Source organism: Anoxybacillus sp. ST70 (assembly GCF_019553625.1).
GTDB lineage: Bacteria > Bacillota > Bacilli > Bacillales > Anoxybacillaceae > Anoxybacillus > Anoxybacillus gonensis.
This window is the reverse complement of record NZ_JAHZOF010000001.1, coordinates 580754-596784: the sequence shown is the minus strand read 5'-3', so window position 1 is coordinate 596784 and position 16031 is coordinate 580754. Positions and strand designations below refer to the sequence as shown.

At 40.1% G+C, this 16031-nt stretch carries 22 protein-coding genes; 11 read left to right on the top strand and 11 right to left on the bottom strand.

Annotated features, from left to right (window positions below; all coding sequences use genetic code 11):
• Nucleotides 1-4 precede the first annotated feature (4 nt).
• On the top strand, nucleotides 5-283 hold the full coding sequence (locus K1I43_RS03120) for a restriction endonuclease (protein ID WP_009361963.1): 279 nt from the start codon (nucleotides 5-7) through the stop codon (nucleotides 281-283).
• Here K1I43_RS03120 and K1I43_RS03115 read toward each other — a convergent pair.
• The 8 genes from K1I43_RS03115 to K1I43_RS03080 all read right to left on the bottom strand — a co-directional run bounded on the left by K1I43_RS03115 (nucleotide 280) and on the right by K1I43_RS03080 (nucleotide 3125).
• On the bottom strand, nucleotides 280-501 hold the full coding sequence (locus tag K1I43_RS03115) for a spore germination protein (protein WP_220382611.1): 222 nt from the start codon (nucleotides 499-501) through the stop codon (nucleotides 280-282). The genes K1I43_RS03120 and K1I43_RS03115 overlap by 4 nt on opposite strands.
• A complete protein-coding gene (locus K1I43_RS03110) occupies nucleotides 476-874 on the bottom strand; it encodes a spore germination protein GerPE (RefSeq protein WP_009361961.1) in 399 nt (132 codons plus the stop codon). Before K1I43_RS03110 ends, K1I43_RS03115 begins: the two co-directional genes overlap by 26 nt.
• Complete coding sequence (locus K1I43_RS03105) at nucleotides 871-1068, bottom strand: hypothetical protein (protein ID WP_009361960.1); 198 nt, start codon at nucleotides 1066-1068, stop codon at nucleotides 871-873. The genes K1I43_RS03110 and K1I43_RS03105 overlap by 4 nt, the downstream gene beginning before the upstream one ends.
• Nucleotides 1065-1649, bottom strand: coding sequence for a spore germination protein GerPC (gerPC, locus tag K1I43_RS03100; RefSeq protein ID WP_220382610.1), 585 nt, complete (start codon nucleotides 1647-1649; stop codon nucleotides 1065-1067). Before gerPC ends, K1I43_RS03105 begins: the two co-directional genes overlap by 4 nt.
• 72 nt (nucleotides 1650-1721) lie before the next feature.
• Nucleotides 1722-1934 (bottom strand): spore germination protein GerPB, encoded by a 213-nt coding sequence (locus K1I43_RS03095; protein ID WP_035064814.1) that lies wholly within the window; start codon nucleotides 1932-1934, stop codon nucleotides 1722-1724.
• 12 nt (nucleotides 1935-1946) lie between these two features.
• Nucleotides 1947-2168: a spore germination protein gene (locus K1I43_RS03090; RefSeq protein WP_009361957.1), complete on the bottom strand. Its 222-nt coding sequence runs from the start codon at nucleotides 2166-2168 to the stop codon at nucleotides 1947-1949.
• Nucleotides 2169-2171: 3 nt separating this feature from the next.
• Complete coding sequence (locus K1I43_RS03085) at nucleotides 2172-2396, bottom strand: spore germination protein (protein ID WP_003395540.1); 225 nt, start codon at nucleotides 2394-2396, stop codon at nucleotides 2172-2174.
• 135 nt (nucleotides 2397-2531) lie between these two features.
• A complete protein-coding gene (locus tag K1I43_RS03080; protein WP_192948839.1) occupies nucleotides 2532-3125 on the bottom strand; it encodes a helix-turn-helix transcriptional regulator in 594 nt (197 codons plus the stop codon).
• A gap of 198 nt (nucleotides 3126-3323) precedes the next feature.
• On the opposite strand from K1I43_RS03080, the gene K1I43_RS03075 reads away from it, so the two are divergent.
• The 6 genes from K1I43_RS03075 (at nucleotide 3324) to K1I43_RS03050 (ending at nucleotide 8455) form a co-directional block, all read left to right on the top strand.
• Nucleotides 3324-3527: a hypothetical protein gene (locus K1I43_RS03075; protein ID WP_192949212.1), complete on the top strand. Its 204-nt coding sequence runs from the start codon at nucleotides 3324-3326 to the stop codon at nucleotides 3525-3527.
• A gap of 95 nt (nucleotides 3528-3622) precedes the next feature.
• On the top strand, nucleotides 3623-4288 hold the full coding sequence (locus K1I43_RS03070; RefSeq protein WP_220382609.1) for an ATP-binding cassette domain-containing protein: 666 nt from the start codon (nucleotides 3623-3625) through the stop codon (nucleotides 4286-4288).
• Nucleotides 4289-5520: 1232 nt separating this feature from the next.
• Nucleotides 5521-5661 (top strand): hypothetical protein, encoded by a 141-nt coding sequence (locus tag K1I43_RS03065; protein ID WP_220382608.1) that lies wholly within the window; start codon nucleotides 5521-5523, stop codon nucleotides 5659-5661.
• Nucleotide 5662: 1 nt separating this feature from the next.
• Nucleotides 5663-6349 carry an ABC transporter permease gene (locus K1I43_RS15850; RefSeq protein WP_081253707.1) on the top strand — a complete coding sequence of 229 codons (687 nt, stop codon included), beginning with the start codon at nucleotides 5663-5665 and terminating at the stop codon, nucleotides 6347-6349.
• A complete protein-coding gene (locus K1I43_RS03055) occupies nucleotides 6350-7258 on the top strand; it encodes an ABC transporter ATP-binding protein (RefSeq protein WP_192948838.1) in 909 nt (302 codons plus the stop codon). It abuts the gene before it with no gap.
• Nucleotides 7259-7345: 87 nt separating this feature from the next.
• On the top strand, nucleotides 7346-8455 hold the full coding sequence (locus tag K1I43_RS03050; protein ID WP_220382607.1) for a DUF418 domain-containing protein: 1110 nt from the start codon (nucleotides 7346-7348) through the stop codon (nucleotides 8453-8455).
• 5 nt (nucleotides 8456-8460) lie between these two features.
• On the opposite strand, the gene K1I43_RS03045 is transcribed toward K1I43_RS03050, so the two are convergent.
• Nucleotides 8461-8640, bottom strand: coding sequence for an aspartyl-phosphate phosphatase Spo0E family protein (locus K1I43_RS03045; protein WP_020424565.1), 180 nt, complete (start codon nucleotides 8638-8640; stop codon nucleotides 8461-8463).
• Between the two features lie 185 nt (nucleotides 8641-8825).
• Here K1I43_RS03045 and K1I43_RS03040 point away from each other — a divergent pair, with 185 nt between their 5' ends.
• A complete protein-coding gene (locus tag K1I43_RS03040; protein WP_220382606.1) occupies nucleotides 8826-9689 on the top strand; it encodes a fumarylacetoacetate hydrolase family protein in 864 nt (287 codons plus the stop codon).
• A 20-nt stretch (nucleotides 9690-9709) separates the two neighbouring features.
• Here K1I43_RS03040 and K1I43_RS03035 read toward each other — a convergent pair whose 3' ends face one another.
• Nucleotides 9710-10900 carry an ornithine--oxo-acid transaminase gene (locus K1I43_RS03035; RefSeq protein WP_009361952.1) on the bottom strand — a complete coding sequence of 397 codons (1191 nt, stop codon included), beginning with the start codon at nucleotides 10898-10900 and terminating at the stop codon, nucleotides 9710-9712.
• 149 nt (nucleotides 10901-11049) lie between these two features.
• On the opposite strand from K1I43_RS03035, the gene K1I43_RS03030 reads away from it, so the two are divergent.
• Together K1I43_RS03030 and K1I43_RS03025 are read left to right on the top strand one after the other, a co-directional pair.
• Nucleotides 11050-11406 (top strand): YisL family protein, encoded by a 357-nt coding sequence (locus K1I43_RS03030; RefSeq protein WP_019417927.1) that lies wholly within the window; start codon nucleotides 11050-11052, stop codon nucleotides 11404-11406.
• Between the two features lie 112 nt (nucleotides 11407-11518).
• Complete coding sequence (locus tag K1I43_RS03025; protein WP_019417926.1) at nucleotides 11519-13465, top strand: EAL domain-containing protein; 1947 nt, start codon at nucleotides 11519-11521, stop codon at nucleotides 13463-13465.
• On the opposite strand, the gene K1I43_RS03020 is transcribed toward K1I43_RS03025, so the two are convergent.
• Nucleotides 13459-13980, bottom strand: a complete 522-nt coding sequence (locus tag K1I43_RS03020) for a DUF2777 family protein (protein ID WP_019417925.1) — start codon at nucleotides 13978-13980, stop codon at nucleotides 13459-13461. The genes K1I43_RS03025 and K1I43_RS03020 overlap by 7 nt on opposite strands.
• A gap of 124 nt (nucleotides 13981-14104) precedes the next feature.
• Between K1I43_RS03020 and asnB the strand changes: the two genes are divergently transcribed.
• Complete coding sequence (gene asnB / locus K1I43_RS03015; RefSeq protein ID WP_026011734.1) at nucleotides 14105-15955, top strand: asparagine synthase (glutamine-hydrolyzing); 1851 nt, start codon at nucleotides 14105-14107, stop codon at nucleotides 15953-15955.
• Nucleotides 15956-16031 lie beyond the last annotated feature (76 nt).

The following is a 16031-nucleotide window of genomic DNA, read 5'->3' as shown; positions in this document are numbered from 1 at the left end:
AGCGATGAAAGGGATGTGTGAACTGTGCGAGAGAGACGATGTCGTATTAACCGCTCATCATTTAACGCCGAAAGAGTATGGCGGAACAGAAACAGCCAAACTATGCCTTCCTTGCCATAAGCAAATTCATGCGCTATATACGAACGAAGAATTAGCGAGCCGGCTATATACGATTGAGCGGTTACAACATGACGAAAACATCGCGGCATTTATTCGATGGATTCGAAAACAGCCAGCCGATCGGTTGCCGAAAATAAAAAAGGCAAATCGGAAAAAGCGTTAAGCGTTGCCGACAACGTTTTGATCGAATGCATCCGCGTCGAGCGTATTTGTTAAGCTAATGCCGTTGTTGGCGATAATAAAATTGCCGGTGTTAAACGCTCCGGAACCGCCGAACGTTTTAGATGTGACTTTTGGTGACACATATAATGTATCCCCTACTTGCATGACGGCGCCGCTAGCGACGAGGTTAATTTTAATCGGACCGACGAGAGCGGGCATGTTGTTCTCTCCTTTCTGTCAGCTGACGAATATGTTTGACTCGTGATTCCGCTTCTATGTTTTTCGTTGAACCGATATGCACGACAGAGGTAGAAGAAACCCCGATGATGCGAATGGAATGAACAGCGATGAGCGGGCAATCGTGCAACGTATGGCGACAAACGTGTTCATGATCAACAGGTGGGAGCGGAATCGGTTTTGTAAAGATCGGAAAGGCGAGCGGAAATTCGTTGCTGTCGACATATTCAAATTGTCTTTGAACAGCAAGCGCTCGCCCAGAAAGACGAACGTGTTGGCTGTCTCCAATTTGCACGACGGAGCTAAAGGAGACGGCATTTGCTTTTAGTAAATGAACGACGGAAAGGCGGCTCATCGCTTTTCCTCATTTTTTTTATTGTTTTGTTTTTGTGGAAACGGACCGATAATTAACGATTCTGGCGGTGTGTCGAATGCGGAAGCTAATTGGATCGTTTCGCTATCGCCGATTAAGACGAGCGAGGCGCTCGCCACCCCCCCGATGGCGATATGACCGACCGATAGATGATGATTGACAACTGTCATATTCATTCGTTCGTCTCCTCTCGTGGTAAATGTTTTAAAAACGTTTCAATCGAATGTTCAATGTCTCGTTTTAAATAAGCGATAATGTTTTGTTGTAACTGTTCGTTTTCTTTTTCGTTTTCTCCATGCTGTCGTAAATAAAAATGAATGCGATCATCGATTTGACGTTCAATGTCTTGCAAAATAAATTGGCGGTATGTTGGATCGAGCGAACGGTTATACGTTTGTTCCATACGGGCGATAATATTTTCGCCTTCTTCTTGTAAATAAGCATGAACAGCTGCCTGAATGTTGCGGAAAATGGGTGTCGGTTGCGGAATGATCGTTGTGCTCTTTGGAACGGCAAAATCTTCAATTGTATCTTCATTGAATGTCGCAGGATTTAGCCCGATATTTAACGTTCCCTCTAACGTTTCCACTTTTAGTTGGTCAAAATGATATTCGATTTTTTCTATTGTTGTGCGCGGCTTTTTTTTTAATTCATCATATTGTTGTTGTAAATGATATACCGCTTTTTCGAGCGATTGCATTTTTTGTTGCTGCCATTTTAAGTACGCTTCTAGCTGTTTAAAGTAGTCTTGCCACATGTGTTTCGCCTCCTTCTTTGCCCACCTTGTTATTTATTAATGTATGGTCGGGCAAAAAGAAGTAGCACTGTTTTATACAGGAGATTGAAGGGGAACAAATGGCCCTTCTTCCCCTTGAATGTTTATTTTTGCTTCCGGAGCGGGTTCGGTAAATTGTCCCGTATTGCTTAATGTGGCGAGCGGTTGTACCTTTCCGGTCGTTCCGATTTGAAGGACAGATGAGTTCGTGAGCGAGCCGATTTTTAATTGATGAATGGAAATCGTTTGTTGAATATAAAAGTTCATTCTTCCACCCCGCTAGGCGTTTCCTGTAATATTGCTATCGGCAATATCGCGGTCATTCGTATTCGTGTTGCTATATTGGTTGTAAATATGCAAGCCGTCTCCTGTATTAAATGAACCAGCGCCAGCAAATGTTTTCGCTACGCTGTATGGAGAGATGGCAAATACATCGCCGATATGAAACACGCCGCCGCTTCCGATGCTGTTAATTTGGACTGCTCCAACAATGGCAGGCATCGGCTATCCCTTGCTTTTTACGTTGCTGTCAGATACATCTGGGTCGATGCTGTTCGTGAAGCTAACAAATGTGTTTGTTTGTAAAAAGTCCCCTGTATTTCCACCGCCAGCGCCCGAAAAAGACTTCGATGCGCTCTTTGGAGCAATTTGCAACGTATCACCGAAATTCACTGTCCCTTCGCTGCTGACGTTTGTAATTTTAATTGGTCCTGCGATATACGAAGGCATGCTCATCGTCCTTTCCTTCATTCTTTTCCTTGTTTAAATCATATGAAGAGAGAAAAAGAAATGTGCTTCGCTATGTATTAAAATATGATTAGTAGATAAACGGTAGTTTGCTTAAAATGCGACGAGCAATTCACTTTATTCTATGAGCTTTAGTCGCATTGCCACAGCAATTGCGCCAGCTCTTGAACTGACCTCTAGCTTTTCGAAACAAGATGAAAGGTGGCGCTCTACTGTACGTTTACTTATGCCAAGTTGCTCACTTATTTGCTTATTTGTGTAATCATTTGCAATCATTTGCAAGATGCATATTTCTATGTTGCTTAATTTTTGATTAAACGATTGGTGTTCAATTAGGAACAAAGCTTGTCCACTAGCTACTTGTTGCAAAATGGTTTTTAGTTTTGCTTGGAATATTTCGCTCGTTACGATAGCTGACGCCCCTGCTTCATGTGCCATAGAAGCAATAGCATGGTGATAACAAGGGCATATAAGTATGAAGTGAGCGAATGAGTATCGCTTTTTGATGTGTCTAATCCATTCAATAGTTTCTATATTAAGAAACGGAACATGTATGATGAGTATGTGAAACGAAATATGGTGTATGTGCATTTCTAAGTGATTGAATGTACAATCAACCACTTCTATGTTCTCTTCGTGTTCTAATAGTGATTTTAGACCGAGTAGATAGATGGGATCGTAGCTCGCGATTAATGTTCTGATGGAAGACATGGTATACGCTCCTTTCTGATACTAAATTCTACTTCTTGAAATTGGTATTTTCAATACTTTTTAGAAAAATGGCGGATTTTCGCCAAAAATTGACGTTAAATACGGATTTTCTATTTCTTTTTTTTTCTATAATCGGAAATGGGAGTTGGATTTGCTTTCTAGTTTTGTAGAAAAAGATACAGAAAGGAATGTGTGAGTGTGTTAGCATTAATCAAGAAAATTGCTCAATACCTAGTTAAAAATTGGGATAAGTTAGCAGAATGGATCAAGAAGGCTATCGTATCAATCGCAGGGAGCGCAATTGTGGATGCGATCATTCGGGGAGTGGAAGCAGTTGTCTCCTATTTGTCTAACTTGCCGTCATCAGTTATTGAATACATCGCAAAACTTTTAGGACTGTAAAATTTGTAATCGCTAAATCAATACCAGGTCAGAAAAACCTAGTGGCAAGTCCACTCCCCTTCTCCTGATTATACAAGAAAGAGAAGGTGAGTGCAATGAATATCGGATATGGGCTAATTGTAGAAAACTTCACAAAAGAAATTAAAAATGTAAAAATATTCGAAAATGCAAGATTATCTATTGAAAGTGGGAAAGTTGTTCATCTGGATGGAGAGAATGGAGTCGGAAAAACAACTTTTTTAAGATGTGTAGCTGGATACGAATCGTTTGAAGAAGGTAATATTTTGATTTTGGGTCACGATCTTAAAAAAATGAAAAGAGAATTATTGCGTAGACTCATTTATTTTGTACCTAGCAATGACTTCTCTTTCTGTGATTTACTGACTCCAAGAGAGTATTTTTTATTTGTAAGAAACTTTTTTAAGAAAGATCATTGTTTTGTTAAGGAGAGGGAATTGATCGAGAGGCTTTTCTTAGAAGTTCATTTAGACAAGCAAATATCCCGTTTGTCTTTCGGTACGAAAAAGAAAGTTGTATTTTTGGCATCTTTAGTAGCTGATCCTTATTTGTTGGTGTGCGATGAAATTTTTGAGGGGTTAGACTTCAATTCCGTAGAGGCAGTGAAAGAAATTATACTTGAGCGTAAGAAGACAGGGGCAATTACCTTGTTCACAACGCACATAAGAGGAGAAGCGAGTAAGGTAGCGGATCACTTTTGTGTCATAAAAAAAAGAAAAATACTAAATTTAGATAGAAAGTAGCACGGGCGTGAGTAAGATGCTAAAAGATTTTGTGATATACTACCGTTTACATAGTAGGATTGTAGAAAATGAAAATGGCAATCTGTATCCATGGCTATTTTCACTATTTTCCAATATGGTATTTGCATTTGCTCTATACGATAATCATGACAGAAACTTTGTACTAAAGATTGTCCCCTTGGTCTTATTATTTTTAAGTGTGGTAGTTGTTCTTGTTGAAAAAGGTAGTTCTAAAAGGCGTATTTTTGATATTATGTGCACTACCCCGATATCTGTATGTACAGTATCTTGCCTAAATATCGTCTGTAGAGTTTTTTCGAGAGATATGTTGAGGTGGTATATTCTAAATATTTTTGTTTTTATAACTTTGGGCATACCTTGGGAATTGATCGGTTTATATTTTTGTAGAATTTTTATTCTTTTGTCCTTTATTCCATTGCTAGAATACATGTTAATTTTAAAGGCCACAGTACGAATTAGTCATGTGTTGTTTATTGCTTTTTTTTACTTCACTTTGAAGCGGGGTTATTTTACGATTCCAGATAGCCATTTTGATAGCTTTATTTTTTTAATCTTTCCAGTGTCTTTGGTGTTTCATATGCTATTTGTTAATAAGTTGTTAGCTGTTAGCTACAATTCCAGAGGAAACTCAAACAGAGGAAGTAAGATATATGATATTTTATATGTGTTCCTTGTAGAAAAGGTGCATAGTCCTACTATTCGCACGATCATATCACTTTTTTTTAGGGACAGGAATAACCTCTATGATTTTATATATATGTCTTTATTTATTTTTTGTTACACATTTTACTTGTATAGCAACGGTGTATATCAATTAGAATTTATTATTTTTTACTTTGTGTTTTCGATACATTTGTTCATTTATCATCAGATAAAGATAAAGAGGAAAATAGGTAAAGTGAATTTGCTATTGGATTTTTACGAGATCGAGAACCGAGTAATAGAAAAGAGCTTGAATTATATAGTTTTATTTTTTAGCATAATATTTACTTTGTTGTTTGTTATTATTTGTACTTTTTTCATTGGTTTTCAATGGCTACTTTTTATGAAGATATACATCTGTTCTTTTTTGTTCCTAGTGTTAGCAATATTGATAAGGGTAGGCAAGAGGAGATATACTACTTTCCTTAAATACACATGTTGTTGTGTGCTGGTGGGATCTTTTGTTTTTATCTTATCGTAATTTTCTGAGGATAAGGGAGGAATATTTTGTGAACTATGTTCTTTTGTCTATTCTAATCGTGCTGTATCTTTCGTTTCGGGATCAGCAACCGTATAATTTCCTTTTCGCAACAATCATGTTTATGCAGTTAGCCTACATGTTAGTGAAAAAATTAAAAAAGAAAGAGTGATATGTGCATGTGGGGAATTTGTACTCAAGAGTTTAAATCTTTATTTAGAACATGGAAGTCTATATCAGTCATCATCTTGTTTCTACTGGTTAGTTTTTTATCAGGGAAGTTCTTTTCAAGCAATGAAGCATTGTTTATAAACAATAATGAAGACATCCCGATTTTCGTCTCAAGTATCCGAGCGATTGTATTATTTTTTGGAGTGCTTTTTGTAATGGCTTTATCACATGACTGCATGAATAAAGAGATTGAGTATCAGACGATTCGTTTACTAGTGACAAAGTGCGCACGTTTCGAGATCGTTTTCGGAAAGTTTTTTGGTATCTTATTTTTTTGGATAGTATGTTTATTTATATCCTTTTGTATTGTTTGCTTTTTTGCAAGGCAGTTTTACATTTTAGAATTTGTAAAGCTTCTATCTTTTTTGAGTTATGTCATTGCTGTAGCGATATTGCTATCTACATTTGTTAATAGGCCGAGCTATACAATGTTTCTTGGGGTAGTGATCGGTTTATTGTTCCCTATTATTGGAGTATGGTCCCTTTTTGATTACAAAATAAGTATGTTAAAATATGTTTTTCCTTATTATTACATTGTGGAAGGTAGTTGGTATACTATTGTTCCTCTTTTATATTCTTTCCTTTTCATATCAATTACAATATTACGATTGAGAGGAAGGGATTTATAAATGAATGTGATTGAAGTTCGTGGACTGAAGAAAAGGTATAAAGAGGTTTTTGTTGTGAAAGGGGTGACATTTGATGTTAAAGAAAGTGAGATCTTTGCTTTTTTAGGTAAGAACGGAGCCGGTAAAACAACTACAGTGAATATGCTAACAGGAATATGCATCCCGACTGAAGGGGAATTTTTTGTGAATGGAATAAGTAACAAGTACATGGAAGAAATTAAGAAGCATATCGGTGTTATGCCTGATGTAAGCAATTACTATCTTCATATGAATGCAGTCGAACATTTGAAGTTTTTTGCCCAGCTAAAACGAATAAAGATAAACAAGGAGAAGATATACCATCTGTTAGAACAAGTAGGATTAGAGAAACATGAGAAGAAAAAAGTTGGACATTATTCGTTTGGAATGAAAAAGAAGCTTGGTGTTGCTCAGGCGTTGATTGGGGAGCCGAAAGTGATATTTTTAGATGAGCCTACTTCTGGTTTAGATCCAGAATCTGCATTATCTATTCAAAGTTTAATTAAGGAGTTATCAAGCAAAGGTTTAACGATCTTTATGACATCTCACAATTTACATGAAGTTGAACGAATATGCAATAGATTAGCCATTATGGAAAATGGCTTGATTTCTAAAATTGGAACGATTGAAGAGTTGAAAAAGAGAGGTGGATCATATGTTGAAATAGAGATTAAAATAAAGGGGGACGATTATTACGCCGTTCAATGTTTAAAGAAAGCTATGCAAAATGACATTGTGGATGTGTACACGGATGGGGGATATATACATTGTTCTTTATACCACGAAGATACTATTCCATCATGCGTAAAAGTTCTATGTGAGAACGGGGTAAGCATATATCAACTAAGCGTCAAAACACGTTCAATAGAAGATGTGTTTTTTAGTCAGTAAGTGTTTTGCTAACGATAAAGCCGTTGTTACTGTCAATTGACAGTCGGCTTTTTTTCTTTTACGCTGAAATGGAAAAGGAGGGAGATTATGCGTATTTCGACGATTGATGCGGTGCGCGGTTTTGCGTTGTTTGGCATTTTGCTTGTAAACGTTCTTGATTTTTCGCTTCCGACGATGTATGTCGACGCTTCGATGTTTGCGAAAGATACGCTTGATCGCTTGTTGCTTGCATGCGTTGATTTGTTTGCTCAAGCAAGTTTTTATCCGCTTTTTTCGATGTTGTTCGGCTGGGGAGCATTTATGATGCTTGACAAAGGTGGGGAGCAGTTCCGATTGATTTTTTTGCGGCGGCTACTTGCATTGTTGCTTTTTGGATGTGTACATGCATTTTTCATTTGGCATGGCGATATTTTAATTGGCTATGCGGTCGTTGGCTTTTTCCTTTTTTTATTTGTGCGAGCGAGCGCAAAAACGTTGCGTCGTTGGGCGCTTTCCCTTTGGATTGGATGGGCAGGCGGGTCAACCGTTCTTATGTGGCTGATGTGGAAAGTAAGCGGCGATGTCGATTTTTCAGAGCCGGCGCTAGCAAAGCAGGCGATCGCAAATTATCAACAAGGCACGTGGGAACAAGTTTTTATGCAACGGGCAGCTGATTGGCTATACGTCAATTCTTTTACACAAGCATTTATTTTTATTTTAACGATTTTGCCGTTTTTTTTGTTCGGAGCGTATATCGCGAAAGAAAAATGGTTTTATGACGTAAAAACGCATCGTGCAACGATACAAAAGTGGTGCATCGGCTCATTGCTCGTTGGCATCGTTTTTAAATCATTGCCGTATGTACAAAAAAATATTGTAACCGAGTATGCTCAAGATATGATTGGAGGTCCTGCGCTCGCTTTGTTTTATTTTACTGCGTTTTCTCTTATGGCATCGCAAGTCGTTCATGTTTTTGCTCCTGTCGGCAAAATGGCGTTGACGAATTATGTGATGCAATCGATCATTTGTACGACATTGTTTTATTCATATGGCTTCGGATGGTATGGAAAAGTAGCACCGAAACAAGCGCTCGCTGTCGCATGTATCGTGTATGTCATTCAAGTCGTATGGAGCCATTGGTGGTTCAAAAAACATACGATCGGCCCGCTGGAGCGTATGTGGCGATGGATGACGTATGGACAAAAGAAAACGACATAAACAGGTCATGTCGTACAAGGCTTGTCCTCTTTTTCTTTATGGAAAAGCACGGCTTCTTTTAAATGTTTGTTTAACAATTCATCGAGCTCTTGACTGCATTGGATCGTTTCTTTCGCAGAAAAACCGTACGTTTGCGCCAATTCAATTAATTGTCGTCTTTTCTTTTCGATGAGGGAAAGAGACATAAAATTCACCAACATTTTTCATTTTCGTTAACAGTCTGTAAACAACTGTATGTATAAACTATTATACATATTCTGAAGAAAAAGGAAATAGTATAATATGCTGAAAAATAATTTTTTTACAAAGGAGTTTACACGTGAAAAAGAGAAAATAGTGATGTTCGATCATACGAAAGAGGGGATGAAAAATGAAATTTGTAACAGCATACGCGCGATCGGATGTGTTTGTCGGGGTTGTACACGAGCAAAAGGTCGTTCATTTATCAAAAGCGGATGAAACGATACCGAATACGATGATCGAATGTCTCGAACTTGGCGAATCGTTTATTGAAAAAGTGCAGCGTGTGCTTGAGCGCGCACAGCCAGAGTGGACGTATGATCTTCACGATGTGCAGTTGCTTGCGCCGATTCCACGTCCGACAAAAAACATTTTTTGCATCGGAAAAAATTATGCCGATCATGCGCAAGAAATGGGAGGCGTAGCGGATCGCGAAAATATGATTGTATTTTCGAAAGCGCCAACGACAGTGATCGGGCATGGGGCACCGATTTTACGCCATGCGGATGTGACCGATCAGCTAGATTATGAAGGAGAACTTGCGATTGTGATTGGAAAAAAAGGAAAAGCTATTCCGAAAGAACAGGCGCTTGATTACGTGTTTGGTTATACGATCGTAAACGATGTGACTGCGCGCGATTTACAAGAAAGGCATAAACAATATTTGCTTGGCAAAAGTTTAGATACGTCATGTCCGATGGGACCGTGGATCGTTCATCGGTCAGCGATCGCTCATCCGCATGCGTTACATATTGAAACGAAAGTAAATGGCGAAGTGAGACAATCGGCAACGACAGCGCAATTTATTTTCGACATTCCAACAATTATTGCGACGTTGTCGAAAGGGATGACGTTAGAGCCGGGAGATGTGATTGCGACAGGAACGCCAGCAGGAGTCGGAAAAGGCATGAATCCGCCACGCTTTTTACAGTCGGGGGATGTCATTGAAATTACAATTGAACAAATTGGAACGTTGCGAAATGTCGTGAAATAAAAGCTGGGATGCCCCAGCTTTTATTGTTCAAATACTTTTTTCACTTTTTCAATCGCCCAGTCGAGCTCTTCTTTTGTAATGACGAGCGGTGGAGCGAAGCGGATGACTGTATCATGCGTCTCTTTACATAATAGCCCTTCTTGTTGTAGTTTTTCACAATATGGGCGTGCCGCAACGTGCAGTTCAACGCCGATAAATAGTCCTCTTCCGCGCACTTCTTTAATGTGTGGATGATGAATTTCGCGCAATTTTTCTTGGAAATATTGACCGAGCTCAAATGAGCGCTCTGGCAATTTTTCTTCAACGATGACATCAAGCGCAGCGATCGAAACAGCGCAAGCGAGCGGATTGCCCCCGAACGTCGATCCGTGTGATCCCGGATTAAATACGCCGAGAATATCTTTGTTTGCAGCGACGCATGAAATTGGGAATACGCCACCGCCGAGCGCTTTACCGAGAATGTACATATCTGGCTCGACTTCTTCCCAATCGCACGCAAACATTTTACCAGAACGGCCAAGACCCGATTGAATTTCGTCAGCAATATATAATACGTTATGTTGTTTACATACGTCATATGCCGCTTTTAAAAATCCTTCTGGCGGAATGTTAATGCCTGCCTCCCCTTGAATTGGTTCAAAAATAAACGCTGCTGTATTTGGTGTAATCGCTTGCTTAAGCGCTTCTACATCGCCGAACGGAATGACTTTAATGCCCGGAAGCATCGGACCGAATCCGCGTTTGTACTCTGGGTTTGACGACATCGATACAGCTGTCATCGTTCGACCGTGGAAGTTATCTTCACAAACGATAATTTCCGCTTGATCGGCAGGAACGCCTTTGACGTCATACGCCCAGCGGCGCGCCGCTTTGACGGCTGTTTCTACCGCTTCTGCCCCTGTGTTCATCGGTAAAACCATCTCTTTTTTCGTTAATTTCGCTACTTTTTCATACCATGGACCGAGTTGGTCGTTATGAAATGCTCGTGATGTTAATGTAATTTTATTTGCTTGTTCAATGAGCGCTTGGACGATGCGCGGATGGCGATGTCCTTGGTTTACCGCGGAGTAAGCGCTTAACATATCCATATAACGATTTCCTTCTGGATCTTCTACCCATACACCTTCGCCTTTCGATAAAACGACTGGAAGAGGATGATAGTTGTTTGCGCCGTACTTTTCTGTTAGTTCGATGATTTGTGCTGTTTTCACGTCAATCCCTCCTATTTCGGTAGTCACATATATAACATACTTGAAGTGAATATAGAAAGTAAATAGAAAAGGTGAGCGTTTTCTTTTTCAAATGTCATACAGACATGTTATGATTGGCATATATAAGTTTGATAGAAAGGAGCATATTTATGACACATGCACATATTACGACGTGGGTTGTTGCGCTCATTTTATTTGTCGTTGCGATTGCGTTTCAAGCAAAAGGACATGAAAAAACAAAAATGGTACACATGTTATTGCGCTTATTTTACATTTTCATTATTGCGACAGGCGCTTGGATTTTACATAGCATGTCCTCATTCCCGTTCCTTTATATCGTGAAAGTGATTGTCGGTCTATGGGTGATCGGAACGATGGAAATGATTCTCGTTCGGACGGCAAAAGGAAAAAACACGAACGTTCTTTGGCTTCAGTTCATTGTTGCGTTTGTGGTCGTGTTATATCTCGGATTTAAATTACCGTTTGGCTTTTCTTTCTTTTCGTAAAGTTGGCATATTCGCCAACTTTTATCTTTTTCTACCATATGGAAATGTGCTATAATAAAATTGATTGATAATTCTAAAAATATAAAGAGAAAGAAAGAGTGGGAAAAAGGGGATGAAATTATTTCAAACCGTTTGCAACACGTTTGCGGATTGGGAACGATGGGTGAGCGACTATCGTTTATATGAGTACGACCAGCTAACGATTTTCGTTTCCTCGCTTTCCCCTTCGTTTCGGATGCAAATGGAACAGTACGTGCAGCATCATTTGCCTCAAGCGCAGCTTTTTCCGATGATTGGGGATGCATCGGAACAAGCCGTCATTTGTGCGCTCGTTTTTGACGATTGTCGGGCGGATATGGACGAAATGCGTAAAAAAATGAAAATATCTGAACAATATTACCGCTCTTTATTTGAACATAATCCAGACATTGTATATTCCACCGATTTAGAAGGCAATTTCACAAGCGTCAATCCTGCGTTTGAACGAGTATTTGGGTATAAGGCACAGGAGATTTTGCATTCAAACTCGCTTCATTACATTAAAAAAGAAGATATTCCGCGCGTGCGCCGCTATTTTTATCGCGCGTTAAAAGGGAAAGTGCAACAATACAATTTAGAAATTCCATCGAAATCAGGAAAAGTGTATTTGTTCCAAATTAAAAACGTTCCGATTATCGTTGACGGAAAAAAGGTGGGCATTTATGGGATCGGTCGCGACATTACTGAACAAAAGCGCGTGGAAGAGCATATAAAATATATCGCCTATCACGATGTCGATACGGGGCTCCCGAACCGATTGAATTTTACAAACATCGTAAAACAAGCGATCGATCAAGCGAAAGAAACAGGCAACACGCTTGCAGTATTGTTTGTGGATATGGATCGTTTTAAAATCGTGAACGATACGATCGGCCATTACGGTGGGGATGAAATATTAAAACAAATAGCGGAACGAATCAAAAACGTATTGCCCCAAGGGGCCCATTTAGGTCGTTTCGGTGGCGATAAGTTTAGCCTGTTGTTTACTGAGCAAGTGGATATGCATACGGTCGTTGAATGGACGAAAAAGTTGCTTCAACATATTGCCGTGCCGATTATATATGAAGAAAAAGAGTTTTTTTTAACCGCAAGCGTCGGGATTAGTTTTTACCCAGCGGACGGTGTCGATGCCCAATCGCTATTAAAAAATGCAGATACAGCGGTGAATCGCGCGAAACAAACAGGCGGCAACGGCGTGAAATTGTATGCGACGAAAATGAACGAGCAAGTGATGTATCGCGTCGAGCTTGAGCGATATTTGCGAAAGGCGCTTGAAAAAAACGAATGTTTTCTCGTTTATCAACCGATTGTGGACTTAGTGACCGGAAAAATCATTGGCAGTGAAGCGTTGTTGCGCTGGAAACATCCGAAAATCGGCCTTGTTTCCCCGCTTGAGTTTATTCCAATCGCAGAAGAAATTGGCTTCATCCACGATCTTGGGCGCTGGGTGCTTACTGAAGCGTGCATGCAAACGAAAACGTGGCACGAGCTCGGATTTGATTCGTTAATGGTTTCTGTCAATGTTTCAGCGACGCAATTTCAACATCCGACGTTTTTTGAAGATGTGCAACAAGCACTGAAACAGTCACAGCTTCCTGCGCATTGTTTACATTTGGAATTAACAGAAAGCTCGATGTTGCGCAACATGTATTACAGCATTCACGTCATGAAGCAGCTTCAACAGCTTGGTGTACATGTGTCGATTGATGATTTTGGCACAGGCTATTCGTCGCTTAGCTATTTAAAACATTTGCCAATTCATACGTTAAAAATTGACCGATCGTTCATTTACCAACTTCATAAAGATCGTTCGGACATTGCGATCGTCAAATCGATTATTACGATGGGGCATGGCTTGCGCCTAAAAGTTGTTGCAGAAGGTGTAGAAACGGCTGAACAAATGAAATTGTTGAAACGATTAAAATGTCATTATGCGCAAGGGTATGCGATTTTCAAACCGCTTCCTGCGGAACAATTTGAAAAACAAGTGTTACAAGGAAGCGAATCTACCATTCAATGATCGAGTTGAACGCCAATGACTTTTTTCCCTGTTTGCAACGTAAGCTCGAATCGATGTTGTTTGTCGTCAAAATAATGTTGCACGTTGCACATATCGAGTGCGTTATCAAACATTAAAAAATTCACCCCTTTTTCAGCAAATAACATATAGTTGTAGCAATACAAACAATCGTATACGGAAAAGTTCCATTCGTTAATTAAATGAATAAAATGGAAAAACGCGTGATCGGGTAGCTGTGACAGCCATTGTTCGTATGCATGCGACAACGGTTTGATGTAGCGAAGACGATCACCGTTTTTTAATGTGTACCGTTCTGTCACATATATGTCCCCATCTTCACCAAGCCATCCTTTTACCCATTGCCCGAAGCGAAAAAGTTCGACTTCCTCAGGTAAACTCGTTAATTCATGTGCTTCATCTTCGTCATCGAAAAATATCCATTCTCCGTTTACTTGTTCAACAACACCGTACACGTAAGCCCGTTTTTGTGTGCGCAATGATGCAAGGCGATCCATGATTATTTCCTCCTTCATGTCAATTCCTTCCGTACGCCATTATAGACAACTCATCATTTATATAAACGATGCATAAAATAAAAGCATGCTTCATACTTGTTCACAACAGAAGGGAATGATGAATGTGTGCGGAATTACCGGATGGGTTCATTTTGGGCGACATATACGCCAAGAGAAAGACACGGTGCTTGCGATGGCCAATACGCTTTCGTTGCGGGGACCTGATGATACGAACGTATGGCTTGACGATCATGTCGCATTTGGACATAAGCGGCTTGTTGTCGTTGACCCAGCAGGTGGCGTACAGCCGATGACGCGAATGAAAAATGGTCATCGTTATACGATTTGTTATAATGGAGAGCTATATAATACAGGAGATATTCGAAAACAGTTATTGAAAAACGGATATACGTTTCAAGGGCATTCCGATACGGAAGTGTTGCTTACCGCATACATGGAATGGCGTGAACAATGTGTCGATCATCTGAACGGCATTTTTGCGTTTGCGGTGTGGGACGATGAACGAAAGCAACTCTTTTTAGCGCGCGATCGTTTAGGAGTGAAGCCGTTGTTTTATCGCTATGAACAAGGGGAGTTTTTATTCGCTTCAGAAATAAAAGCGATTTTGGCTCATCCAAACGTTCGTGCCGAAATTGATCGCGAAAGTTTATGTGAAATTTTAGCGCTCGGCCCTTCGCGCACACCGGGGCATGGCGTGTTTCGAACGATTTATGAATTGCGCCCGGCTCATGCGATGATCGTTCAGCAAAGCGGCGTACGTCAATGGCGATATTGGAACGTAAAAAGCGCACCGCATGAGCATTCCTTTCATGAAACGGTAGAACATATTCGGACGTTGTTGATCGATGCGATTACGCGACAACTCGTTTCCGATGTACCTGTTTGTACGTTTTTATCGGGTGGGGTCGATTCGAGCGCGATTACGGCGATTGCAGCGAAGGCGTTTGAACGTGAAGGGAAAGCTCCTCTTCATACGTATTCCATTGATTATGAAGAAAATGAACAATATTTTACAGCGAACGCATTTCAACCGAACAGTGACGGACCGTGGATTAAACAAATGTCGGATGCATTCCAAACCGTTCATCATACGTGCATCATTTCCCAACAACAATTAGCTGATGATTTAAAAGAAGCAGTCATTGCCCGTGATTTGCCGGGAATGGCGGATATTGATTCGTCGCTTCTTTGGTTTTGCCGTCAAATAAAGCAACAGTTTGTCGTTAGTTTATCAGGTGAATGTGCAGACGAAATTTTCGGAGGCTATCCGTGGTTCCATAGAAAAGAAGATTTTGAGCGAGACGGATTTCCGTGGATGCGCTCGTTAGATGAGCGATTCGATCTTCTCAATGAAACGTGGCGTGAAAAACTTCCGCTTCATGAGTATGCCGATATGCGTTATAAAGAAACGCTTCGTGAAGTTCCTCACGCAGACGGAGAAAGCGCAGAAGAAGCGCGCCGCCGCGAATTGTTTTATTTAAATATGATTTGGTTTATGACGACGTTGTTAGATCGGAAAGACCGCATGAGCATGGCGGCAAGTTTAGAAGTGCGCGTACCGTTTGCCGATCATCGCCTCGTTGAGTATGTATGGAACATTCCGTGGGAGATGAAAATGTACAACAATCGTGAAAAAGGAATTTTACGCAAAGCGCTTGAAGGAATTTTACCAGATGACGTGTTGTATCGGAAAAAAAGCCCATATCCGAAAACACATCATCCGCGTTATACGGACATCGTTGCTGAACGGCTAGAGACGATTTTAACGAATCGCTCGTCCGTTTTATATGAATTGTTTGATCGAAAGAAGTTAAAGGAATTAGTGGAAACGAAAGGGCAGTCGTTTCGCATCCCGTGGTTCGGTCAACTCATGTCCGGTCCGCAGCTGTTAGCGTATTTCGTTCAATTTCATGAGTGGTTTGAGCATTACAACATTCATTTAAAAGACAGCTAAAAAACGGCTGTCTTTTTTCTTTCCTGTTTTTAATTTATCTTGTATAATGTTTGTATAACTTTTGTTCAATAGGAGT